The organism is Sphingomonas rhamnosi, assembly GCF_036663615.1.
Lineage (GTDB): Bacteria > Pseudomonadota > Alphaproteobacteria > Sphingomonadales > Sphingomonadaceae > Sphingomonas.
The window spans coordinates 118,623-141,703 of the sequence record NZ_JAXOJJ010000003.1; the positions used below are offsets into that span (position 1 = coordinate 118,623).

A 23,081-nucleotide genomic window follows, 5' to 3' on the forward strand; every position below is an offset into this window, starting at 1 on the left:
TAGACCCGCCGTCGCCCCGGACTTGTTCCTGGGGGACGGCGGGGTTCAGGCCGCCAGATCGATCTCTTCCCCCGCCGCCGCCGCGAGCAACCGCCGCTCGAGCGTCTTCAGCCGCGCCGGCGCGACGATCCGGTCCCCGGTGAGGTCGGTCACGTAGAAGGTATCCACCGCGCGTTCGCCGTACGTCGCGACATGCGCCGAATGGATCGTCACCTTCGACTGGAACAGCGCGTGCGCGAGCTGGTTGAGCAGCGCCGGCCGGTCGCGCGCGTTGACCTCGACCACGGTGAACCGGTTCGACGCCTTGTTGTCGATCAGCGCGTTGGGGACGATCTCGAACGCCTCCGCGCGCACCCGCGGCAGCGCCTTCGCGACCAGCCGGTCGGTCAGCTTGCCGCGATTGGCGAGCGCATCCTCGATCGCGGTCCGTAGCCGCGCCAGCTGGCCCTCGTCGTCGAACGGGCGACCGAACGGATCCTGCACCAGGAAATTGTCGACCGCCATGCCGTCGCGCGTCGTGTGGATCCGCGCATCGATGATGTTGCCGCCGGCGACATGGATCGCGCCCGCGATCCGGTAGAACAGCCCCGGATGATCCGCGGCATAGATCGTGACCAACGTCGCGCCGCGCCCCGGATAGACCTGCGCGTCGATCGCCAGATTCGCCCCGTCCCCAATTGCGCCTGCCGCAGCGATGAATCGCGCATTGTGCGCCAGCACATCGTCGGGTTCGGCGACCCAATAGGCCTCAGGCATCCGCCGCACGAAGCTCGCGAACGCCGCGTCGTCCCAGCCGAGCGCGCTTTGCAGCATCGCCTGCTTCGCCGCGATCCGCTCCGCGCGGCCCTTCTGCTTGTGCCCCAGCCGCAGCACCTCCTCGGCGGATTCGTACAGATCCGACAGCAGCTGCCGCTTCCAGCCGTTCCACACGCCGGGGCCCACCGCGCGGATGTCGACCACGGTCAGCGCCAGCAACAGCCGCAGCCGTTCGGGGCTTTGCACCACGTCGCAGAAATCGAGGATCGTCTTGAAGTCCGACAGGTCGCGCTTGAACGCCGTCGCCGACATCAACAGGTGCTTCTCGACCAGCCAGGCGACCGTCTCGGTCTCGGCCGCGGTCAGCCCGAACCGCGGGCACATCCGCCGCGCGACCTCTGCGCCGAGGATCGAATGGTCGCCGCCGCGCCCCTTGGCGATGTCGTGCAGCAGCACCGCGACGTACAGCGCACGCCGCGACACGATCTGGTCGAAGATCGCGGTCGCGAGCGGATGGTCGTCACGCAGGTCGCCGCGCTCGATCCGGCTGAGCAGCCCGATCGCGCGGATCGTATGCTCGTCGACGGTATAGTGATGGTACATGTCGAACTGCATCTGCGCCACGACGCGCGCGAAATCGGGGACGAACCGCCCGAACACGCTCGCCTCGTTCATCCAGCGCAGCACGAGTTCGGGGTCGCGGGGGCTCGTCAGCACGTCGAGGAACAGCGCGTTGGCGCTCGGGCTGTTGCGCACCTCGTCGACCAGTTTCGCATCGCGCGCCGCGGCGCGCATCGCCAGCGGGTGGATCTCCAGGCCGTGCTTGTCGGCTAGCTGGAACAGTTCGATCAGCCGCGCCGGATCCTGCCGGAAGAAATCGTCCGAAGGCAGCGCCAGCCGGCCGCGATCGAGCACGAACCCCTTCAGCTTGCGTGGGCTGCGCCGGATCGTCGGCAGCCCAAAGCGCCGCCCGCGCGCCGCGAACTGCTCGTCGAGATGCGCCAGGAACACCCCGCTCAGGCTGCCGACGACCTTCACCTGCAGGAAATAGAACTGCATGAACCGCTCGACCTTCGACTTCCCCGGCCGGTCGGAGAACCGCATCCGATCGGCGATCTCGCGCTGCACGTCGAACGTCAGCCGGTCCTCGGCGCGCCCGGTGATGCTGTGGAGATGGCAGCGCACCGCCTGCAGGAAATTGTCCGCGCGGTGGAACAGCCGGTATTCGGCCTTGGTGAACAGCCCGACGCCCACCAGTTCGGCGGCGCGCTGCACGTCGTAGATATATTTCCCGATCCAGAACAACGCGTGCAGGTCGCGCAGGCCGCCCTTGCCCTCCTTGACGTTGGGCTCGACGACATACCGCGTGTCGCCCATCTTCTTGTGGCGCACGTCGCGTTCGGCGAGCTTTTCGGCGATGAAGACGCGTGCCGTATCGGCCTGCACCTCCGTCTTGAACCGCTGCGCCGCTTCTTCGTACAGCGCGACGTCGCCGCAGACGTAGCGCGCTTCGAGCAGCGCGGTCCGCACCGTGATGTCGGCCTTGGCCTGCCGGATCATCTCGTCGAGCGACCGGCTCGAATGCCCCAGCTTCAATCCCAGGTCCCACAGCGCGTACAGCATCGTTTCGATGACCTGCTCGGACCAGGCCGTCTGCCGCAGCGGGGTGAGGAACCCGATATCGACATCGGAATGCGGCGCCATCTCGGTTCGGCCATAGCCGCCGACCGCGATCAGCGTCAGCTGCTCGGCGGCGGTCGGGTTCGATCGGCGGTACAGGCGTTCGACCGTGAAATCGAACATCAGCCGCAGGATCTGGTCGATCAGATAGGCCTGCGCGCTGGTCGCCTCGAGCCCGCGCGACGGGTTCTCGATCAGCCGCCGCTCGACCTCGATCCGCCCGGTGTCGAGCGCGGTCTTGAGCAACGCGGTCGCGGCGTGGCGCAGCGCGGTGCGCTCCGTCCCCTCCAGCGCGGCAAGGGTTTCGGCGAGCGCGCGGCGATCGATGATCGCGCGGCGGTTGGGCAAATGGTCGAAGCGGCCGGTCATGTCGCGCAGATAGGGCCTGCGAACGAATACGTCACGGGCATTGCAGTTGCGGCACGCGATCCTTAGTCGGACGCGCGAGCGGAGGAATAATATGACACAGCCATTGCGCGTCGCCCTTGCCGGGCTTGGAACCGTCGGCGGCGGGGTGATCCGCCTGCTCGACGCAAACCGCGACCTGATCGCCAGGCGCGCCGGGCGCGCGATCGAGGTCGTCGCGGTGTCCGCGCGCGACCGCACCAAGGACCGCGGCGTCGACCTGTCGCGCTTCGCCTGGGTCGACGACACCACCGCGCTCGCGCGCTGCGACGCCGATGTCGTGGTCGAACTGATCGGCGGGTCCGACGGTCCAGCGCTGACGCTGGCGCGCGCCACGCTCGGCGCGGGCAAGGCGTTCGTCACCGCCAACAAGGCGATGCTCGCGCACCACGGGCTCGAACTCGGCGAAGCGGCCGAAGCCGTGGGCGTCGCGCTCAAGTTCGAAGCCGCGGTCGCGGGCGGCATTCCGGTGATCAAGGGCCTGCGCGAGGGCGCCGCGGCCAACGAGATCGCGCGCGTCTATGGCATCCTCAACGGCACCTGCAATTTCATCCTGTCGAAGATGGAGGCTGAAGGCCGCGACTTCGCCGAAGTGCTCGCCGAGGCGCAGGCGCTCGGCTTTGCCGAGGCCGACCCCAGCTTCGACATTGACGGCGTCGACGCCGCGCACAAGCTGTCGATCCTCGCGTCGATCGCGTTCGGTACGCGGCCGGCGTTTGGCGACGTCGCCGCGAGCGGCATCCGACACGTGCTCGGCGCCGACATCGCCGAAGCCGCCGCCTTGGGGTACCGCGTCCGCCTGTTGGGGCTCGCCGAGGCGGGCGCCAACGGCCTGTTCCAGCGCGTCCATCCGCATCTGGTGCCGCTCGATCACCCGCTCGCCCACGTCACCGGATCGTTGAATGCTGTGGTGGCGGAGGGAAATTTCGTCGGCCGCCTGCTGTTCCAGGGCGCCGGCGCGGGCGATGGCCCGACCGCCAGCGCCGTCGTCGCCGATCTGATCGACATCGCCCGCGGCGAATATGGCCCGCCCTTCGCGATGCCCGTCGCGTCGCTGACCGCGGCCCCAAAGGCGGACAGCGGCGAACGCCGCGGCCGCGCCTATCTCCGCTTCACGGTCGAGGACCGCGTCGGTGTCCTCGCCGAGATCGCCGCCGCGATGCGCGATGCCGGCGTCTCGATCGAAAGCCTGATCCAGCGCGCGGCGAGCGGCGAGCGGGGCGTGCTCGTCGCCATCGTCACGCACGAAGGGCCGGAACGCTGCGTCGCGCAGGCGCTGGAGAAGCTCCGCGGGTCGCAGAGCCTCGTGGGTCAGCCGATGTGGATGCACATCCTGGGGTGAACCACCCACCCCGTCATCCCGGGCTCGTCCCGGGATCCAGGGTTACGGGCGCTGCGCTGGGCTCTGGATCCTGACTTTCGTCAGGATGACGGAGGTTTGGCTACCCCCGCACCACGCCCACATCCGCAAACCGCCGCGGCTCGACCGGCGGCGTCGCGGGCTCGGCCAGCACGCACTGCCAATAGCCGACATCGATCCACTGGCCGTGCTTGTATCCGACCTCGCGGTACACCCCCGCGCGGCGAAACCCGACCGCCTCGTGCAGCTTGATCGAGCCTTCGTTCGGCAGTGCGATCGCGCCGATCGCCTGGGTGAACCCCTGCGCGCGCAGCGTGTCGATCAGCGCCTCGTACACCAGCCGCCCCGCGCCCTGCCGCTGCGCCGCGTCCGCGACATACACCGTCGTCTCGACCACGAAGCGATAGGCGGCGCGGTCGCGAAACCGAGTCGCATAGGCGTAGGCGACCACTCCGTCGTCGACGCCCGACCCGGTGGTCGCGACCAGCCAGGGATACAGCCCGTCGCTCGCCGCCATCCGTTCGGCGATCATCGCGGCGTCGGGCACGTCGGTCTCGAACGACGCGGTGCCGATCAGCACGTGCGGCGCATAGATCGCCGCGATCGCGCCGGCATCCGCCGGTGTCGCCGGCCGGATCGCGATCACAGCCCGATCCGCGCCATCACGAAGTCGAGCAGCTTGGCGTCGTCGATGTCGCCGGTGGTGGGCCCGATCCCGCCGCACTCAAGGCACCGGGCCTGGACCGATCCGGCCGACGCCAGTCGCTTCATGTCGCCCAGGGCGCGCGCGAAGGTCTGGCGGCGGTCGGCTGCGATCCGCGCGAACGCATCGCCACCGGCGGCTTCCTCGTCGTCGCCCGCGAGACTCTCGGCGATCGTCGCGAGGAATCCGGGCTGCTTCTCGAGATACTCGGCATGGACCTTGGCCGGGTCGAGCTTGGCGCGCTTGGCCGCCTCGTCGATCGCGTCCTTCAGTGTCCCGAACCGGTCGACCAGGCCCAGCTGGCGCGCGGTGCCGCCGTCCCAGACGCGCCCCTGGCCGATCGAGTCGACCCGCGCCGGCGTCATCTTGCGCGACGCCGCGACGCGCGCGATGAACTGGCGATAGCCGTTCTCGATTCCTGCTTGCATGATCGCGTCGAACATCGGCGTGGTGCCGCCGACGACATCGGGCTGACCCGACAGCGCGGTGGTCTTCACGCCGTCCGTTGTCACCCCGAGCTTGGCGAGCGAGGCCTCGAAGCTCGGGATGATCCCGAAGATTCCGATCGATCCGGTGATCGTCCCCGGCTCGGCGAAGATCGTGTCGGCGGGGGTCGACACCCAATAGCCGCCGCTCGCCGCCATGCCGCCCATCGACACCACGATCGGCAGGCCCTTCTTCTTGGCCTCCAGGATCGCGAGCCGGATCTGCTCCGACGCCATCACCGATCCGCCGGGCGAATCGACGCGAACCACCAGCGCCTTCAGATCCTTCTTGGCGAGCCCGTCGAGCATCGCCTTCTGGATCGTATCCCCACCCGCCGCGCCGGCGCGGCCGTTGCCGTCGACGATGTCGCCGGCGATCGTCAGCACGCCGATCGCGTCGCCCGTGGTCGGCAGCGGGTTGGCGCTGACCCAGGCATCATATTTGATCGTGTTGAAATTGCCCGCGGGCTTCTTCGCGTCGCTGCCCGCGATCTGCGCGACGCGGCGTCCGAACGCGGTTCGGTCGCCGAGCTTGTCGACCAGCCCGCTGCGCAGGTTGGCCGCGGCGATGTCGCCGTTGGCGGCGATCACCACCTTGTCGGGCGCCGCGAGCAGTTCGGCGATCCGCGCCTGCGGACGGGCCTTGGCAACGGCGTCCTTCCACTGCGCGAACAGCGTGCCGTACAGCGCCTGGCTCGCCGCCTTGGCGTCCTCGCTCTGCTCGGTGCGCGTATAGGGTTCGACGAACGACTTGTAGCGCCCGACCCGATAGACGTGGGTCGTCACTCCCAGTTTGTCGATCAAACCCTTGTAGAAGAGCTGGTTGCCGCCGGGCCCCAGGAACAGCGTACCGCCCAGCGGGTTGACCCAGATCTCACTCGCATTCGCCGCGAGGCGGTAGCTGCCGTCGGTATAGGCGGTTGCATAGGCCAACACCGGCTTCTTCGCCGCGCGCACCCGGGCCAGCGCATCGCCGATCTCGCCCAGTGCTGCGGGATACGCCCCGCCGAAATTGTCGAGATCGAGCACCACCGCCTTGACCCGGTCGTCGGTCCGCGCGGTGTCGATCGCGCGTACCACGTCGCGCAGGCGAAACTGGCGCGGCCGGTTGCTGCTCGCCAGAGCCGCAAGGCTCGCGGGTTCCTCGGGCTGTTCGACGATCGACCCGTTCAGTTCGAGCACCAGCGCGCCGTCCTTGATCGCCTTGGTGCCCGGCCGCGCGTTGAGCGCTGCGAACACCAGGCCGAAGAAGATGAGCATCGCGATCAGGACGAGGGCGTCCTTGATCGCGACCAGCAGCTTCCATGTCCCCCGCACCAACCGCCATTTCCGCCGCGGCGGCCGCGCCGGGTCGACATAGGAGGCGGGCGGAGGGGCGTAGGGCGCAGCGCTGTCGGTCATGCCGCATGGCTAGAGCAAGCGCGCACGCGCGTAAATGGCCTGTATTATGCCGCCAATACGCCCCGCTCGACCGTCCTCCCCCGCCGGGGCCGAGTCGGTTAGCCTCGGTCCGTCCCGCGGACGCGGCACTCGGTCCAAACCTGTTTAAAATTCCGGCACCCCCCTTTGACATGTAGGAGAAGCAGGCACATATCCGCTCCATTGGCACTCGCCCTAAACGAGTGCCAGAAATCTGTCACAAACCTAAAGGACATGGGCCCCATGAACTTTCGTCCCCTGCACGACCGCGTGCTCGTCAAGCGCGTCGAAGCCGAAGAAAAGACCGCGGGCGGGATCATCATCCCCGACACCGCCAAGGAAAAGCCGCAGGAAGGCGAAGTCGTCGCCATCGGCACCGGCACGCGCGCCGAGAACGGCACGATCACGCCGCTCGACGTCAAGGCCGGCGACAAGATCCTGTTCGGCAAATGGTCGGGCACCGAGGTCAAGGTCGACGGTGAAGACCTGCTGATCATGAAAGAGTCGGACATTCTCGGGATCGTCGGCTGACGCCGACGGGCTCGGAATCGCCCTTAGGGCGAAGATCGAGCCACCCGAAAATACCGTCTATCGTCTCAACATTCTCAACATTCGTTCGAAAGGGCAGCTTCCATGGCTTCCAAAGACGTAAAATTCGGCCGCGACGCGCGTGAGCGCATCCTCCGCGGCGTCGACATCCTCGCCGACGCAGTCAAGGTGACGCTCGGCCCCAAGGGCCGCAACGTCGTCATCGACAAGAGCTTCGGCGCACCGCGCATCACCAAGGACGGCGTCACCGTCGCCAAGGAGATCGAGCTCAAGGACAAGTTCGAGAACATGGGTGCGCAGATGCTGCGCGAAGTGGCCTCGAAGACCAACGACATCGCCGGTGACGGCACCACGACCGCAACGGTCCTGGCGCAGGCTATCGTCCGCGAGGGCATGAAGTCGGTCGCCGCCGGCATGAACCCGATGGATCTGAAGCGCGGCATCGATCTCGCCGTGATCAAGGTCGTCGAGGACGTGAAGGCGCGTTCGAAGCCGGTTTCGGGTTCGCGCGAAGTCGCACAGGTCGGCATCATCTCCGCGAACGGCGACAAGGAAGTCGGCGAGAAGATCGCGGAAGCGATGGAGAAGGTCGGCAAGGAAGGCGTGATCACCGTCGAGGAAGCGAAGGGTCTCGAATTCGAGCTCGACGTCGTCGAGGGCATGCAGTTCGACCGCGGCTATCTGTCGCCCTACTTCATCACCAACCCCGAGAAGATGACGGTCGAGCTGAACGATCCGTACATCCTGATCCACGAGAAGAAGCTCTCGAACCTGCAGGCGATGCTCCCGATCCTGGAAGCCGTCGTCCAGTCGGGTCGTCCGCTCCTGATCATCGCCGAGGACATCGAGGGTGAGGCACTGGCCACGCTCGTCGTCAACAAGCTGCGCGGCGGCCTGAAGGTCGCAGCGGTCAAGGCTCCCGGCTTCGGCGATCGTCGCAAGGCGATGCTCGAGGACATCGCGATCCTGACCAAGGGCGAGATGATCTCGGAAGACCTCGGCATCAAGCTCGAGACCGTCACGCTCGGCATGCTGGGTACCGCCAAGCGCGTCACGATCGACAAGGACAACACCGTCATCGTCGACGGTGCCGGTGACCATGACTCGATCAAGGGCCGTACCGAAGCGATCCGTCAGCAGATCGAGAACACGACCAGCGACTACGACAAGGAGAAGCTCCAGGAGCGTCTCGCCAAGCTGGCCGGCGGCGTTGCCGTGATCAAGGTCGGCGGTTCGTCGGAAGTCGAAGTCAAGGAGCGCAAGGACCGCGTCGACGACGCGCTGCACGCAACTCGCGCAGCCGTCGAAGAGGGCATCGTCCCCGGTGGTGGTACGGCTCTGCTGTACGCGACCAAGGCCCTCGACGGCCTGGAAGGTGCCAACGACGATCAGACCCGTGGTATCGACATCGTGCGGAAATCGCTGACCGCGCTGGTTCGCCAGATCGCCAGCAATGCCGGGCATGACGGTGCGGTGGTTTCGGGCAAGCTGCTCGACGGCAACGACTCGAACATCGGCTTCAACGCCGCGACCGACACCTACGAGAACCTGGTGGAAGCCGGCGTGATCGACCCGACCAAGGTCGTCCGCACCGCGCTGCAGAACGCGGCTTCGGTTGCCGGTCTGCTGATCACCACCGAGGCAGCCGTCTCGGAGCTGCCGGAAGACAAGCCTGCCATGCCCATGGGCGGCGGCGGCATGGGCGGCATGGGCGGCATGGACTTCTGATCCGCAGGGCGTCCGTGGCCATGCTGGCCACGGACGCCCAAGGACGGACGGCGAGCCGGCGGACATCCGCCGGTCTCGACCGACGAAGAGGATCGGCTCTGCCGGTCCTCCGACCCAGACCGATCAACCAACCCAGAAAAGGGGCTAGGGACGCAAGTCCCGGCCCCTTTTTTTGTTAGATCGACGGGCGTACATTGCCGCCATGGGAACGGACCCCCACTACCGCCTCCTGACGGCTGAGGAACATGGCGGTCCAAACCCATGATCGGTCGATCCGCTACCCGGACTTGACGATCTACTGCGGCGCCCCCGGCGACAGGCCCGACGACCTGACACTATCCGATCCTCGCGTCGTGATCGAAGTCCTGTCTCCCTCGACGCGATCGTCCGACCTGACCGTCAAAAAGGACGAGTATCGCGCGATCCCCAGCGTCGACACGATCATCTTCATCGACGTCGAGAATCAAGCGCTGGCGATCCACCAGCGCATCGCGACCGACTAGCCGTCGGTCACCTGCCCTCGACACGCCCTTGCGTCAGGACGGCGTATCGGCCTTGCGCTTCATCGCCTCGATCAGCTTCTTGACCTCCTGGCTCCGCCCCCGCGGCAGGATCAGCACGTCGTTCCCGCTCGCCACCACGATCAGGTCCTCGACCCCGACCAGCGACACGCGCACCCCATCGCTGCGCACGAAGCAATTCTTGGTCTCGATTGCCAGCACGTCGCCATCGCCGTCGCCGCGATGCGCATTGCCGTCGGCATCGCGCTCGCTGATCGCATGCAATGCGTCCCAGCTGCCCAGATCGTTCCAGCCCATCGCGACCGGTACCACCGCGACGCGCTCGGCCTTTTCCATCACCGCGTAGTCGATCGAATCGTCGGGCGACGCGGCGAATGCCACTGGATCCGGATAGATCCGCACCCCGTCATGTCGCGCCTTGGCCATCGCTTCCTCGGTTGCGACCAGCATGCCCGGGGCGTACTGCGCCAGCGCCTCTAGATATTTGTCCGCGCGGAACAGGAAGATGCCGCCGTTCCACGCATGATCGCCGCTCGCCAGCATGGCTTTGGCGGCGTCCAGCGGCGGCTTCTCGACGAAGCGCGCGACGCGGTGCACGCCGTCGGCGAGTTCCTCACCGACTTGGATCCAGCCGAAGCCGATTTCGGGTGTGTCGGGTGCGATCCCGAACGTCACCAACCAGCCCTGCGACACCATCGGCAACGCGCGTTCGATCGCCGCGTGGAAGGCGTCGAGGTCGGCGATGACATGATCCGACGGCATCACCAGCAGCGCCTCATGACCGCGCCCCGCGGCGATCGCGGCCAACGCGATCGCCGGCGCGGTGTTGCGGCCGGCGGGCTCCAGGATCAGCGCCTGCGGATGCGCACCGGCGTCTGCGAGCTGCTGTTCGACCAGGTCCGCATGCCGCGCGTTGGCGACGACGATCGGCGCGCCGAACACGCCGCCCTGCGCGCGGCCCGCGGTCAACTGCAGCATCGTCTCCGCTGCGGTGAGCGCCAGCATCTGTTTGGGCATTTCGGGCCGAGACATCGGCCATAGTCGCGTTCCGGACCCCCCTGACAAAATCACCGGAACGATCGTCTTTACCGTCATGCATCCTCCTGTTGGCGCAAGGCCTACATTGGACGCGCGAGCCGCGCAAATGGGCCCAAATCGCAATCTTCAGTCTTTGTTCGCAAATATGTGCGACAGCATCCGTCGGGTGTCGGATTTATTGACACCGGCCTGTCGGGATAGCGCAAACCATGGTCCGGCTGTTCAAGCATTACGTCCCCTATGCCGTGCTGTTGCTCGGCTTGGTCGATGCAATGCTGTTGATCGCCTCGGCGGAGATCGGCTGGGTCGTTCGCGCGCATCAGATCGGCATGGCCGTAGAGCCGGTCCGCACGCGGATTGCGCAGCTCGTCACGTTCGCGATGGCAATGCAGGTCTCGCTCGTAGCGGTTGGCGCGTACGGCGTCGGCTCGTTCCTGTCGCTGCGCTTCGCCGCGGCACGGCTGGCCGTGGCGATTGTCCTCGGCGTGGTCTTCCTGTCGCTGATCTTCTTCCTGGTCCCCACGCTGACATTCTGGCGGTCAAGCCTGTTCTATTCGACGCTGATCGCCACCGTCCTTCTCGTCACCGTGCGCGCGATGCTCGGCCGCACGCTCGGTGGCGAGACGTTCAAGCGGCGGATTGTCGTGCTCGGCGCGGGCAGCCGCGCGGCGCGTATCCGCGAGCTGGCGACGCAGCCGGGGATCAATTTCGTCGTCGCTGGCTTCGTCGCGATGGGGGAGCCGACCCCGACCATAGCCGACGCCATCCCACGCGGCGATATCCCAAACCTGGCGGCGCAAATCGTTGATCTCAACGCGAGCGAGGTCGTGCTGGCGCTCGAGGAGCGCCGCAATGCGCTGCCGCTGAAGGATCTGCTTCGCGTCCGCACCACCGGCGTGCAGGTCAGCGAGATCTCCAGCTTTCTCGAACGCGAGACCGGTCGCATCGATCTGAACAGCGTCAACCCGTCGTGGCTGATCTTCTCCGACGGCTTTGCGTCCACGCGGATGCTGTCGAGCGTGTTCAAGCGCGCGTTCGATATCGTCGTTAGCGGGCTGCTGCTGGCCATCACACTTCCCGTGATCCTGCTCACCGCGCTCGCGATCAAGATCGAATCGCGTGGCCCGGCCTTCTACCGTCAGCGCCGCGTCGGGCTGTACAATGAAAGTTTCGACATTCTGAAGTTGCGCTCGATGCGTCAGGACGCCGAGGTCGCCGGCAACGCGGTCTGGGCCGCCGAAGCCGATCCACGGATCACCCGCGTCGGCCGGTTCATCCGCAAGGTCCGGATCGACGAGTTGCCGCAGACCTGGACCGTGCTGAAGGGCGAGATGAGCTTTGTCGGTCCGCGCCCCGAGCGCCCGCAGTTCGTCGAGCAGCTCGAGGAACAGCTGCCCTATTATGCCGAACGTCATATGGTGAAGCCCGGCATCACCGGCTGGGCGCAGATCAACTACCCTTATGGCGCCTCGATCGAGGATGCGCGCCACAAGCTCGAATACGACCTGTATTACGCCAAGAACTACTCACCCTTCCTCGACATGCTGATCCTTCTCCAGACATTACGGGTCGTGCTGTGGCCTACCGGCGCGCGGTAAGGCTGTGAGCGCCGCACTCATCCTCTGGGGCCACGCCTTCGCCGCGTTCGTGTTCGCCGCGTTGGCGGTCGCGCAGTTGCGGCGGCCGCGCGGGGTTTGGCCACATCGCGCGTTCGTCACCGCGCTGGTGCTGACCGCGCTCTGGGCGCTGGCAGTGGCGGGGATCGATCCGCGCGACGTCAGTACGCGGATCGCCGAAAGCGCGCGCAACATCGCCTGGCTTGCCTTCATGCTGGCGCTGGTCCGCCGCGATCGCGCCGGCAACGCCGCGATCGGCGCGGTCTACCTGGTCGTCGGCGGTGTCGCGGCGGCGAGCGCGCTGCTGGCGATCGTCGGACTCGTGAATGTCGACGTCGACGCGCATCGCGCGATCGAGGCGGCGGGGCTCGTCTTCCGCATGATGGCGTCGGTCAGCGCGCTGGTCCTCGTCCACCATCTGCACCAGGCCGCTCCGTCGAAACGCGGTGGGATTCGCCTTGTCGTGATGGCGCTTGCCGCGCTGTGGGGAACCGATCTTCTGGTCTTCACGACCGGATATATGCAGGCGATCTGGCCGCAGGCGCTGATTGCCGTCCGCGGTTTCGCGATGGCGGGCGTCGGGCTGATCCTGGTGATCGCGGTCCATCGCAGCGGCGACTGGACGCTGTCCGTATCGCGGCCGATCGCCGTGCGCGCGTTGTCGACGGTGGTGCTGATCCTCTATGCCGGGATCACCGCGCTCGCGACCAGTCTGGCGGGCAGCTATGCGGGTGCCTATGCGCGGATCGTCCAGACGGCGATCGTCTTCGGCGCGACGACCGCTCTGATCACGCTGTCGTCGACGCCGTGGCTGCGCGCTTGGACCAAGGTGAAGCTCGCCAAGCACCTGTTCCGCCATCGCTACGATTATCGCGCGGAGTGGCAGCGCTTCACGGCCACGCTCGGCACGCCGGGTGAGGGCGCCGACCCGCTTGCCCAGCGCATCGTTAAGGCGGTCGCCGACCTCACCGATTCACCTGGCGGGCTGTTGCTCGTCCCCGATGGCGACGGGCTGGGCCTAGGCGCCGCATGGAACTGGGCCGACGCGCCAAACGAGCGTGACGATGCGCTGGCCCGGCATCTCGCCGATGGCGCCCGGATCGTCGAACTCGATCGCGTCCGTGCCGGTCAGGCGCCCGCGGACGAGGTCGCTAGCGTCCCCGCGTGGCTGCGCGATTGCGCCGACGCCTGGGCACTCGTTCCGCTGGTGCACGGCGGCAGCCTGACTGGCGCGATCGTGCTTGGTCGCCCGCCGGTCGATCGCGCTCTCGATTGGGAGGATTTCGACCTGCTCCGCGTCGCCGGGCGCCAGGCCGCGAGCTATCTCGCCGAGGATCGCGCGCACAGCGCGCTCGCCGACGCCGCGCGGTTCGATGAGTTCAACCGCCGCTTCGCGTTCATTTTGCACGACGTGAAGAACCTCGTCAGCCAGCTCACCCTGGTCGCACGCAATGCCGAGCGCCACGCCGACAACCCCGATTTCCGCGCCGACATGGTCGCCACCCTCAAGGACTCCTCTGATCGCATGACCACGCTTCTCGCGCGCCTGTCGCAGCACAACGGTGCGCGCGACGAGCCGCTGCAGCCGGTCGACGTCGCCGCTCTGGTCGCGCGCGTCGCCAAAAGCCGCCGCGCGCAGCATGGCATCGTCGTCACGGCGGTGCCAGCGCTCGCCCGCGGCCATGCAACGCGCCTCGAACAGGTGCTCGGCCACCTCGTCCAGAACGGCATTGAGGCCAGCAAACCCGATGCGGTGATCGCCATCGTCGTCAAAACCCGCGATGGGCAAGTCACGATCGACGTCGTCGACCACGGCTGCGGGATGCCCCCCGCCTTCGTCCGCGATCAGCTGTTCCGTCCGTTCGTGTCGACCAAACCGGGCGGGTTCGGCATCGGCGCGTTCGAGGCGCGGCAACTGGTCGGCGCCATGGGCGGTACGCTCACGGTCGACAGCCGCGAAGGCGAGGGAACGTGCTTCCGCATCACGCTGCCCGCCGCCGACACGATGGAGGCCGCGGCATGAGCGACAAGCCGGTGCTGCTGATCGTCGAGGACGACGCTGGGCTGCAACGCCAGTTGCGCTGGGCGTACGAGGGCTATGAGATCGTCGTCGCCAGCGACCGCGCGCAGGCGCTCGACGCGATCCGCGCGCACGAACCCGCGGTCGTCACGCTGGATCTCGGCCTCCCGCCCGATCCGGACGGCGTTACCGAAGGCTTCGCGACCCTGCGCGACATCCTGTCGATGAAACCCGACACCAAAGTCATCGTCGCCTCGGGCCACGGCGCACGCGAAAGCGCGCGGCAGGCGATCGCCGACGGCGCCTGGGACTTTTACGCCAAACCGATCGACATCGACGCGCTCGGGCTGATCGTCGCACGTGCGTTCCACGTCCATGCGCTCGAAGCCGAGAACCGCCGGCTCGCCGCACGCGTCGGCGCGGCCGGGTTCGGCGGGCTGATCACCGCGTCACCCGAAATGGCGCTGGTCACCCGCACGCTCGAGCGCGTTGCGCCGGCCGACGTGTCGGTGATGCTGCTCGGCGCCAGCGGCACCGGCAAGGAACTGCTCGCGCGCGGCCTCCACGACGCGTCGCCGCGACGGAAAGGCGCGTTCGTCGCGATTAACTGCGCCGCAATCCCCGAGACGTTGCTCGAATCCGAACTGTTCGGGCACGAAAAGGGCGCGTTCACGGGTGCCGTAAAGACCACTGAAGGCAAGATCGAACAGGCTGCCGGCGGCACGCTGTTCCTCGACGAAATCGGTGACGTGCCGCTCGCGCTCCAGGTGAAGCTCCTACGCTTCCTGCAGGAACGCGTGATCGAGCGCATCGGCGGGCGCAAGGCGATTCCCGTCGACACCCGCATCGTCTGCGCCACGCACCAGAATGTCGATGCGATGGTCGCCGACGGCCGCTTCCGCGAGGATCTCTATTACCGCCTCGCCGAGATCGTCGTGCGCATTCCCGCGCTATCCGAACGCACCGGCGACGCCGCTTTGCTCGCGCGCCATTTCGTGACCAAATATGCGAAATCCATGAACCCCGGCGTCACCGGTTTGGCGCCCGATGCGCGCGCCGCGGTCGACGCCTGGCCCTGGCCCGGCAACGTCCGCGAGCTCGAAAACCGCATCAAGCGCGCGGTGATCATGGCGGACGGAAAGCTCGTTACGGCAGCCGATCTCGACATCGACGGCACCGCGGCGGACGGCATCGCACTCAACCTGCGCGCGGTCCGCGAAGTCGCCGATCGCAAGGCGATCCGCCATGCGCTCGCGCGCGCCGACGGCAATATCTCCAGTGCCTCGCGTCTTCTCGGCATCAGCCGACCGACGCTGTACGACCTCCTGAAGAGCTACGATCTCCATGCCTAGCGCCACCTATCCATTGCTCCGCCCGCGCCGCAAACGCCGATTGCCGCGTCTCACGGTCGGCAGTCGCGGCCGCGTCGTGGCGATCCTGGTGCTGTGCCTGGGTATCGTCGCAGGCGGCTATGCGCTCGCCAACCGCCAGGCGCCGCCCGATGCGCGCCGTTCGCTGGTCGACAGCCTGGTGACGCTGGGGGCTGGCAACTACAGCGCCGCGCGCACCAACGCGCAGGCCACGATTGCCGCGGATCCCAAACGCCCGATGCCGCATGCTGTGCTGGCACGGGCCTATCTGGAACTTGGTGACGGCCTCGCCGCCGAAGCCGAATTGACGCGCGCACGCGATGCCGGGCTTCCCGCCGCGCGCCTCCACCAGCTTCAGGCGCAAGCCCGGCTGCTCCAGGGAGACCCCAACGGCGCGATCGAAGAAGCGGCAAAGGCACCGCCACGCTATGCCGGCTACGCGACCCGCATCCGCGCCCGCGCGCTCGCGGTGCAGGGCGATACCGCCGCGGCGCAGGCGACGTTGGCGTTACTACTCGACGCCAACCCTCGCGACGCCGCGGCATGGACCGATCTCGGCCGGATCCGCTTCGATATGGGCGATATCGGCGGCGCGACCCTGGCCGCCGCGCGCGCCGTGGCGCTGGCCCCGGGCGAACCTGCCGCGCTGACGCTGCAGGGGGAGGTGCTGCGCAGCCGCTACGGGCTGATTGCATCGCTGCCCTGGTTCGAACAGGCGCTCGCGCGCGACGCCTATTACCATCCCGCGCTGATCCAGTACGCCTCGACGCTCGGCGAGGCCGGCCGCAACGTCGAGATGTTAGCCGCGACGCGCCGCGCGCAGCAGGCGAAACCGGGTAGTCCGCAGGCGCTGTATCTGCAGGCGGTCCTCGCCGCGCGGGCCGGCAACACCGGTCTCTCGCGCGCGTTGCTCCAGCTTGCCGGCCGTGCGATCGACGGCCTGCCGGGTGCCTTGCTGCTCAGTGGCGCGCTCGATTATGGCGACGGCAAGTTCGAACAGGCCGCCGCCGCCTGGCGCCAGCTGGTCGCGGTGCAGCCGATGAACGTTACCGCGCGCCGCCTGCTTGGTGCCGCGCTGCTACGGTCGGGCGACGCACGCGTCGCGTTGGAAACGTTGCGCCCGATCGGCCTGCGTCCTGACGCCGATCGCTATGCGTTGGGCCTCGTCGCGCGCGGGTTGGCCGTGGTCGGGGACGGCAGCGGGGCGGCGCAAATGCTGGATCGCGCGGCGACGGGGACAGGGGGCGGGAGCCTCGCCTTCGCGACCACCGACATGGTCGGCACGCTCCAGGCCGACGCCAACGACGCGGCGGATGACCCGACCTATGCGATCGGGGTGATCCGCGGACTGATCGGCATGGGCGACAGCGCAGGCGCGATTGCCCGCGGGCGTGCGCTCGTTGCCGCTAGCCCTGGCGCGCCCGCCGCGCAGCTCGCGCTGGGCGACGCGCTGGCGCTGGCCAACCGCTATCCCGAAGCCGCTACCGCCTACGCACGCGCCGCCGACCTCACGTTCGACGAATCAACAATGCTCCGCCTTGTCGACGCACTCGGCCGCACGGGTCGCGCGCGCGACGCATCGGCTGCGCTGGCGCTGTATCTGTCGCAGAACCCGCAGAGCCTGACCGGCCAGCGCATGCTCGGCCACCTCCAGGTCGTAGCGGGCGATTGGAATGCCGCCATCGAGACGCTAGAGGGTGTCCGTCGCCGCATCGGCAACCGCGACGCCGGCGTGCTGACCGATCTGTCACAGGCCTATGCGGGTGATGGCGATGCCGACGTCGGTCTCCGCTACGCCAAGGCGGCCTATGCCCTGGTCCCGATGAACGCAGCCGCCGTCGACGCCTACGGCACTGCGCTTGCCAACAGCGGCGACCTCGCAGGCGCACGGCAACTGCTGGCCAAGGCCACCAAACTCGCCCCCGCCGACCCCGCTATTGCCGACCACCTGCGTCAGCTCCAGTCATCCTGACGACCGCGATGACTTTGGCTTGCCCGACCGACTGACCCCCGCCATGAGCCGGGCATGACCGACCCGCTGGATCGCATCGCCGCCGCGCTCGAACGCCTGTCGCCGCCGCCGCCGCCGCCTGCGGACCCGTGCGCGCACCCTGCCTATCTCTGGCGCGCCGGGGTGCTGCTCCCAGCGCGCGCCTTCGCGCCGCTGCCGCTCGATATATTGCTCGGCATCGACCGCCAGAAATCGACACTGCTCGCCAATCTGCGTCACCTCGCTGGCGGCCACGCCGCGCAGGACGTGCTGCTGTGGGGCGCGCGCGGCACGGGCAAGTCCGCGCTCGTCAAAAGCGCGGTGGCCGCCCTCCAAGCGGAGAGTGCTGATCTGGCGCTGATCGAAGTGCTCGATCTTGATCATCTTACGGCGCTCTTCACGCAGCTGGCCGGCGTGCCCCGCGCGTTTGCGCTGTTCGTCGACGATCTCGGCATCGACGCCCCTGCCGATGCGCGGACGTTGCGCTCGATGCTGGAGGGCGGCGCCGAACCCCGTCCGGCGAACGTCCGCCTGCTCGTCACCGCCAACCGCCGTCATTTGCAGCCGCGCGACATCGCCGAGCAGGACAGTGCGATCAACCCGCGCGACTCCGCGGATGATCACCTCGCGCTGGCGGACCGGTTCGGATTGAGCCTCGGCTTCCACGCGCTGGATCAGGACGGGTATGTCGCAATCGTCGCTGCCTATGCCAAGGCGCATGACCTGGCGTTCGATCCCGCGGAGGCGATCAACTGGGCCACGCGGCGCGGCAGCCGATCGGGCCGGGTGGCGTGGCAATATGTGGTCGACTTGGCCGGGCGGGCAGGCCGGGCGCTCTAGTTTTCCGTCACCCCGGGCTCGACCCAGGGTCCCGCTATTTCAGCAGCAGGAAGAAGCGGGACCCCGGCTCGAGGCCGGGGTGACGGAATGCGGTCAGGCGAGCCCCTCGACCATCTCGGCCAGCTCCATCCAGCGCACCTCGGCCGCGTCCTTCTCCGCCCGCGCCACCTCGATCGCCTTGGTCAGCTTCGCGAACGTCGCATGATCGCGCGTGTACAGGTCCGGCTTCGCCAACGCCGCCTCGTCTCGCAGAATCTGCGCGTCCAGCGCCTCAATCCGCGCGGGCAGCTGGTCGTAATCGCGCTGATCCTTGTAGGTCAGCTTGACCTTCGGCGCGGCGGGCGCGGTCGGCGCGACCTTTGTCGAGGCGCGCTTGCCGCTGGTCTGCGGTTTGCGGCGCTTCTCCCAATCCTCATAGCCGCCCGCGACCACGTCGACCGTCCCCGACCCGTCGAGCCCCAGCGTGATCGTCACCGTCCGGTCGAGGAAGTCGCGGTCGTGGCTGACGATCAGGACGGTGCCGTCGTAATCGCCGATCACCTCCTGCAACAGGTCGAGCGTCTCGAGATCGAGGTCGTTGGTCGGCTCGTCCAGCACCAGCAGGTTCGATTTCCGGGCAAACTCGCGCGCCAGCAGCAACCGCGAGCGTTCGCCACCCGACAGCGAGCCGATCTTGGCGTCGACCATGTTCGGGTCGAACAGGAAGTCCTTCAGATAGCCGTGGATGTGTTTCCGCACACCCAGCACGTCGATCCAGTCGCCGCCGTCTGCGACGACTTCGCGCACCGTCTTCTCCGGCGCCATCAGGCTGCGCTGCTGGTCGATCACCACCGCGTCCATCGTCTTGGCGAGTTTGATCGATCCCGAATCCGGTTCGATCTCGCCAGTCAGTAACTTTAGCAGCGTCGACTTGCCCGCCCCGTTGCGTCCGACGATGCCGATGCGGTCGCCGCGCGTCACGCGCAGCGTCAGGTCGTCGATGATCGTGCGCGGGCCATAACCCTTCGACACGCCCTTCGCGTCGATCACCACCTTCGAGCGCGCATCGTCGGTGCCGGTGACGAGGTTCGCCGAGCCCTGTGGCCCCAGCATCGACGCGCGTTCGGCGCGCATCTCGTGCAGCTTCGTCAGCCGCCCCTGGTTGCGCTTGCGCCGCCCGGTGACGCCGCGCAGCAACCAATGCTCCTCCAGCTTCAGTCGCGCGTCGAGCTTCTCGGCGTTGCGCTGCTCGTCGGCATAAACCTGCTCGGTCCATGCCTCGAACCCGCCAAAGCCGATCTCCGCCCGCCGGATCGCGCCGCGGTCGAGCCACAAGGTCTGCTTGGTCAGCCGCGTCAGGAAGGTACGGTCATGGGAAATCACCACGAACGCGCCGCGGAACCGCTTCAGCCAATCCTCGATCCATTCGATCGCACCGATGTCCAGATGGTTGGTCGGCTCGTCGAGCAGCAGCACGTCGGGATCCTGCGCCAGCGCGCGGACGATCGCGGCCCGCCGCCGCTCGCCCCCCGAAGCCGACGCCGCCTCGCGGGTCAGGTCGATGCCGAGCTGATCAGCGATCGCATCCGCTTCATAGGAGAGCGGCGCATCGTCGCCCGCCATGACGTAATCGGCAAGCGTCGCGAAGCCGCGCAGGTCGGGCTCCTGTTCCAGCACGACGACGCGCGTGCCCGGCACGATCGTCCGCCGCCCCTCGTCACCCTCGATCGACCCGCCGAGCAGCTTCAGCAAGGTCGTCTTGCCCGCTCCGTTGCGGCCGATCAGAGCAAGGCGGTCGCGGGGTCCGATATGGATGTCGAGATTGCGGAATAGCCACCCCGAGCCCTGTACGAGGCCAAGGTCTTCGAATGCGAGGATAGGTGCTGCCATGCGGCGCAGGTAGGGCGCACCAGTGATGCAGGCAAGTTACACTGCGCCATTTGCGGACGGCGCCGGCCATTCACAGGCTGTTCAATGCCGCAACGCTATGCCACCCGGATGACGATGTTCTTCCCGCTTGCGACCCTCGTTGCCATGATGGCCGCCGCACCGGTGTTGGCGGCCGAGTCCGACCAGCGCCGCGGCGACCAGATGTCGGCGTTCGAGGCGCGGCGTCAGGGTCGTGCGCTATCGCTGCGCGAGATCGAGGCGCGCGTCGTGCCGACGATGAAGGGCGCGCAATATATCGGCTTCGACTATGATTCGGGCAGTGCCATTTACACGCTCAAATTCCTGCGCGATGGAAATGTGATCTGGGTCGACGTCGACGGCCGCTCGGGCCAGATCGTCGGCCGCACCGGCCGCTAAAGTTCAAGCGAGAGGATTATCATGCGCGTTCTGATCGTAGAGGACGAGCCGAATCTCGGCGCACAGCTGAAGAATACGCTCGAAGGCGCAGGCTATGCGATCGATCTCGCGGTCGACGGTGAAGAGGGTCATTTCCTGGGCTCCACGGAGAATTACGACGCGGTCGTGCTCGACCTCGGCCTGCCCGAGATCGACGGGCTCACAGTGCTCGACCGCTGGCGCAAGGAGGGCAAGGTGATGCCCGTTCTCGTCCTCACCGCGCGTGACAGCTGGTCCGACAAGGTCGCCGGGCTCGATGCGGGCGCCGACGATTATGTCGCCAAGCCCTTCCAGAGCGAGGAACTGATCGCTCGCCTGCGCGCGCTTATCCGTCGCGCGAGCGGCAATGCGTCGTCCGAGCTCACCGCCGGCGACATCCGCCTCGACACGCGCAGCGGCAAGGTCACGCGCGCCGGCGAGCCGGTGAAACTCACCGCGCAGGAATATAAGCTGCTCAGCTACCTGCTCCACCACAAGGGCAAGGTCGTCAGCCGCACCGAGCTGATCGAGCACATCTACGACCAGGATTTCGATCGCGATTCGAACACCATCGAAGTGTTCGTGACGCGTATCCGCAAGAAACTCGGGCAGGATGTCATCACCACGATCCGGGGGCTTGGCTACAGCCTCGAAGATCCCGACGCGTAAGGACGGCTGGGCCACTGTTTGCCACCCCGGCGAAGGCCGGGGCCCAGTTGGGGACGGAGGTAACGAAGGACGATCCACGGTTACCTCCGCCTTCCCAATTGGGCTCCGGCCTTCACCGGGGTGGATTAGGGGCCAGCGTCCCGATACGAAAGGTAACGCAGTTGGACGCCACTCCCCTAGCCGACGCGGTCATCCGCACCCCGGCGGCGACCAAGGGGTCGCTGTCGCGCCGCATGATCCTGATCGCGGCGGTGTGGATCTTCGTCCTGCTCGCCGGCGGCGGGTTCGCGCTCGACCGGGTGCTCGCGTCCGCTGTGACACGCAATTTCGACGACCAGCTGGTCTATGTGCTGCGCTCGCTGCTCAATTCGTCCGAGATCGGGCCCGAGGGCGAGGTGATCTTCACCCGCGAGGCAGCCGACCAGCGGTTCGTCGAGCCGGGTTCCGGCCTCTACTGGCAGGTTTCGGGCAAGGGCCGCGAGGATTTTCCGTCGCGTTCGCTTTGGGATCGGCGGCTGGCGCATGGCGGTGCACACAACGACCGCGACCTGCACATCTACGACAGTGCGCAATTCCCCGACGAGAAGCTCCGCGTCGTCGAACGCGACGTGATGCTGCCGGGATCGCCGGTCCATTGGCGGTTTCAGGTCGCACAGAGCCGCGACGGGCTCGATGCGCAGATCACCGTGCTGCGGCGAACGCTGGTGCGCAGCTTCGCGCTGCTCGCGGTGGGGTTGCTGCTGCTGGCCGCGCTGCAGACCTTCTACGGACTGTGGCCTTTGCGCCGCGTTCGCGAGGAGATCGCCCGGATGCGCGCCGGCCAGTCGACCCGCGTATCGAGCGCGATGCCGGTCGAGGTCGCGCCGATGGTCGAGGAACTGAACGCGCTGATCGAGCATAACGAACGCCAGGCCGAGGAAGCGCGCCGTCACGCCGGCAATCTCGCCCACGCGCTGAAGACCCCGCTGACGGTGATCATGAATGCGGCGACCGCGCAGGCCGACGATCTCGGCGAGACCGTGATTCGCGAGGCGCGGACGATGCGCCGCCAGGTCGACCACCACCTCGCACGTGCCCGCGCCGTCGGGCGGCGCGGCTCCGCGCACAGCCGCGCCGATGTCTGGCCCAGCCTCGAATCGGTCGAACGCGCGGTCGGCCGGCTTTATCGCCACATCCGCATCGACGTCACCGGTCCGCGCGGGCTGCAGGTCCATGTCGAACGCCAGGATCTCGACGAGATGCTCGGCAATCTGATCGAGAACGCCGCGAAATATGGCGGCGGCAGCGTGTTCGTAACCGTTGGCGCGCAGGCCGGGTTCGTCGAGTTTCTGGTCGAGGACGACGGCATCGGCATTCCGGAGGAACAACGCGTCCGCATCTTCGACCGCGGCGTGCGGCTCGATACGGGCAAGCCGGGGACAGGCCTGGGACTGGCGATCGTCCGCGACGTGGCGGAAATCTACGAAGGTACAGTGAGCCTGGAGGAAAGCGAAGATCTGGGCGGCCTGCTGGTCCGGCTGAGACTTCCGGCCGCCAACTAATCCTACCCTGCAAGGGGAGGGGGACCATCAGAGGATCGTGGAGGGGCGTCCCGCCACGGCGAGGGCGACACCCCTCCGTCAATCGCT

General features: G+C 67.5%; 17 protein-coding genes. 12 read left to right on the forward strand and 5 right to left on the reverse strand.

Going from position 1 to position 23,081, the window contains the following annotated elements; genetic code table 11:
* Positions 1-45 precede the first annotated feature (45 nt).
* Positions 46-2,805 carry a [protein-PII] uridylyltransferase gene (locus U1701_RS08095; protein WP_332782048.1) on the reverse strand — a complete coding sequence of 920 codons (2,760 nt, stop codon included), beginning with the start codon at positions 2,803-2,805 and terminating at the stop codon, positions 46-48.
* Positions 2,806-2,896: 91 nt separating this feature from the next.
* Here U1701_RS08095 and U1701_RS08100 point away from each other — a divergent pair, with 91 nt between their 5' ends.
* The gene (locus tag U1701_RS08100) at positions 2,897-4,183 is read left to right on the forward strand and encodes a homoserine dehydrogenase (protein ID WP_332782049.1); all 1,287 of its coding nucleotides are present in this window, start codon (positions 2,897-2,899) and stop codon (positions 4,181-4,183) included.
* Positions 4,184-4,283: 100 nt separating this feature from the next.
* On the opposite strand, the gene U1701_RS08105 is transcribed toward U1701_RS08100, so the two are convergent.
* Together U1701_RS08105 and sppA are read right to left on the reverse strand one after the other, a co-directional pair.
* A complete protein-coding gene (locus U1701_RS08105; RefSeq protein ID WP_332782050.1) occupies positions 4,284-4,847 on the reverse strand; it encodes a GNAT family N-acetyltransferase in 564 nt (187 codons plus the stop codon).
* Positions 4,844-6,790, reverse strand: a complete 1,947-nt coding sequence (sppA, locus tag U1701_RS08110; RefSeq protein ID WP_332782051.1) for a signal peptide peptidase SppA — start codon at positions 6,788-6,790, stop codon at positions 4,844-4,846. The genes U1701_RS08105 and sppA overlap by 4 nt, the downstream gene beginning before the upstream one ends.
* Before the next feature lie 261 nt (positions 6,791-7,051).
* Between sppA and groES the strand changes: the two genes are divergently transcribed.
* The 3 genes from groES (at position 7,052) to U1701_RS08125 (ending at position 9,588) form a co-directional block, all read left to right on the forward strand.
* A complete protein-coding gene (gene groES, locus U1701_RS08115; protein ID WP_332782052.1) occupies positions 7,052-7,339 on the forward strand; it encodes a co-chaperone GroES in 288 nt (95 codons plus the stop codon).
* 102 nt (positions 7,340-7,441) lie between these two features.
* Complete coding sequence (groL, locus tag U1701_RS08120) at positions 7,442-9,085, forward strand: chaperonin GroEL (protein ID WP_332782053.1); 1,644 nt, start codon at positions 7,442-7,444, stop codon at positions 9,083-9,085.
* A gap of 245 nt (positions 9,086-9,330) precedes the next feature.
* The gene (locus U1701_RS08125; RefSeq protein WP_332782054.1) at positions 9,331-9,588 is read left to right on the forward strand and encodes a Uma2 family endonuclease; all 258 of its coding nucleotides are present in this window, start codon (positions 9,331-9,333) and stop codon (positions 9,586-9,588) included.
* Positions 9,589-9,621: 33 nt separating this feature from the next.
* On the opposite strand, the gene U1701_RS08130 is transcribed toward U1701_RS08125, so the two are convergent.
* Positions 9,622-10,638, reverse strand: coding sequence for a mannose-1-phosphate guanylyltransferase (locus tag U1701_RS08130; protein ID WP_443026013.1), 1,017 nt, complete (start codon positions 10,636-10,638; stop codon positions 9,622-9,624).
* Positions 10,639-10,853: 215 nt separating this feature from the next.
* Between U1701_RS08130 and U1701_RS08135 the strand changes: the two genes are divergently transcribed.
* From U1701_RS08135 to U1701_RS08155, 5 genes are read left to right on the forward strand one after another with little or no spacing between them, the layout of a single operon-like run.
* Positions 10,854-12,242, forward strand: coding sequence for a TIGR03013 family XrtA/PEP-CTERM system glycosyltransferase (locus U1701_RS08135; RefSeq protein ID WP_332782056.1), 1,389 nt, complete (start codon positions 10,854-10,856; stop codon positions 12,240-12,242).
* A gap of 4 nt (positions 12,243-12,246) precedes the next feature.
* A complete protein-coding gene (gene prsK, locus U1701_RS08140; protein ID WP_332782057.1) occupies positions 12,247-14,283 on the forward strand; it encodes an XrtA/PEP-CTERM system histidine kinase PrsK in 2,037 nt (678 codons plus the stop codon).
* Positions 14,280-15,632: a PEP-CTERM-box response regulator transcription factor gene (gene prsR / locus U1701_RS08145; RefSeq protein ID WP_332782058.1), complete on the forward strand. Its 1,353-nt coding sequence runs from the start codon at positions 14,280-14,282 to the stop codon at positions 15,630-15,632. Before prsK ends, prsR begins: the two co-directional genes overlap by 4 nt.
* The gene (locus tag U1701_RS08150; RefSeq protein WP_332782059.1) at positions 15,625-17,622 is read left to right on the forward strand and encodes a tetratricopeptide repeat protein; all 1,998 of its coding nucleotides are present in this window, start codon (positions 15,625-15,627) and stop codon (positions 17,620-17,622) included. Before prsR ends, U1701_RS08150 begins: the two co-directional genes overlap by 8 nt.
* A 54-nt stretch (positions 17,623-17,676) precedes the next feature.
* Positions 17,677-18,480 carry a DUF815 domain-containing protein gene (locus U1701_RS08155; protein WP_332782060.1) on the forward strand — a complete coding sequence of 268 codons (804 nt, stop codon included), beginning with the start codon at positions 17,677-17,679 and terminating at the stop codon, positions 18,478-18,480.
* Between the two features lie 93 nt (positions 18,481-18,573).
* Here U1701_RS08155 and U1701_RS08160 read toward each other — a convergent pair whose 3' ends face one another.
* On the reverse strand, positions 18,574-20,349 hold the full coding sequence (locus tag U1701_RS08160) for an ABC-F family ATP-binding cassette domain-containing protein (protein ID WP_332782061.1): 1,776 nt from the start codon (positions 20,347-20,349) through the stop codon (positions 18,574-18,576).
* Positions 20,350-20,457: 108 nt separating this feature from the next.
* Between U1701_RS08160 and U1701_RS08165 the strand changes: the two genes are divergently transcribed.
* From U1701_RS08165 to U1701_RS08175, 3 genes are all read left to right on the forward strand, one after another.
* Positions 20,458-20,766: a hypothetical protein gene (locus U1701_RS08165; RefSeq protein WP_443026014.1), complete on the forward strand. Its 309-nt coding sequence runs from the start codon at positions 20,458-20,460 to the stop codon at positions 20,764-20,766.
* A gap of 21 nt (positions 20,767-20,787) precedes the next feature.
* Positions 20,788-21,453, forward strand: coding sequence for a response regulator transcription factor (locus U1701_RS08170; protein ID WP_031393490.1), 666 nt, complete (start codon positions 20,788-20,790; stop codon positions 21,451-21,453).
* A gap of 233 nt (positions 21,454-21,686) precedes the next feature.
* Positions 21,687-22,994: a sensor histidine kinase gene (locus tag U1701_RS08175; RefSeq protein WP_332782330.1), complete on the forward strand. Its 1,308-nt coding sequence runs from the start codon at positions 21,687-21,689 to the stop codon at positions 22,992-22,994.
* Positions 22,995-23,081: the final 87 nt, after the last annotated feature.

Coding starts and splice junctions, on each gene's coding strand:
- U1701_RS08095 (WP_332782048.1), bottom strand. CDS start 2,805: ATGACCGGCCGCTTCGACCATTTGCCCAACCGCCGCGCGATCATCGAT.
- U1701_RS08100 (WP_332782049.1), top strand. CDS start 2,897: ATGACACAGCCATTGCGCGTCGCCCTTGCCGGGCTTGGAACCGTCGGC.
- sppA (WP_332782051.1), bottom strand. CDS start 6,790: ATGACCGACAGCGCTGCGCCCTACGCCCCTCCGCCCGCCTCCTATGTC.
- groES (WP_332782052.1), top strand. CDS start 7,052: ATGAACTTTCGTCCCCTGCACGACCGCGTGCTCGTCAAGCGCGTCGAA.
- groL (WP_332782053.1), top strand. CDS start 7,442: ATGGCTTCCAAAGACGTAAAATTCGGCCGCGACGCGCGTGAGCGCATC.
- U1701_RS08125 (WP_332782054.1), top strand. CDS start 9,331: ATGGCGGTCCAAACCCATGATCGGTCGATCCGCTACCCGGACTTGACG.
- U1701_RS08130 (WP_443026013.1), bottom strand. CDS start 10,638: ATGTCTCGGCCCGAAATGCCCAAACAGATGCTGGCGCTCACCGCAGCG.
- U1701_RS08135 (WP_332782056.1), top strand. CDS start 10,854: ATGGTCCGGCTGTTCAAGCATTACGTCCCCTATGCCGTGCTGTTGCTC.
- prsR (WP_332782058.1), top strand. CDS start 14,280: ATGAGCGACAAGCCGGTGCTGCTGATCGTCGAGGACGACGCTGGGCTG.
- U1701_RS08150 (WP_332782059.1), top strand. CDS start 15,625: ATGCCTAGCGCCACCTATCCATTGCTCCGCCCGCGCCGCAAACGCCGA.
- U1701_RS08155 (WP_332782060.1), top strand. CDS start 17,677: ATGACCGACCCGCTGGATCGCATCGCCGCCGCGCTCGAACGCCTGTCG.
- U1701_RS08160 (WP_332782061.1), bottom strand. CDS start 20,349: ATGGCAGCACCTATCCTCGCATTCGAAGACCTTGGCCTCGTACAGGGC.
- U1701_RS08165 (WP_443026014.1), top strand. CDS start 20,458: ATGACGATGTTCTTCCCGCTTGCGACCCTCGTTGCCATGATGGCCGCC.
- U1701_RS08170 (WP_031393490.1), top strand. CDS start 20,788: ATGCGCGTTCTGATCGTAGAGGACGAGCCGAATCTCGGCGCACAGCTG.
- U1701_RS08175 (WP_332782330.1), top strand. CDS start 21,687: ATGATCCTGATCGCGGCGGTGTGGATCTTCGTCCTGCTCGCCGGCGGC.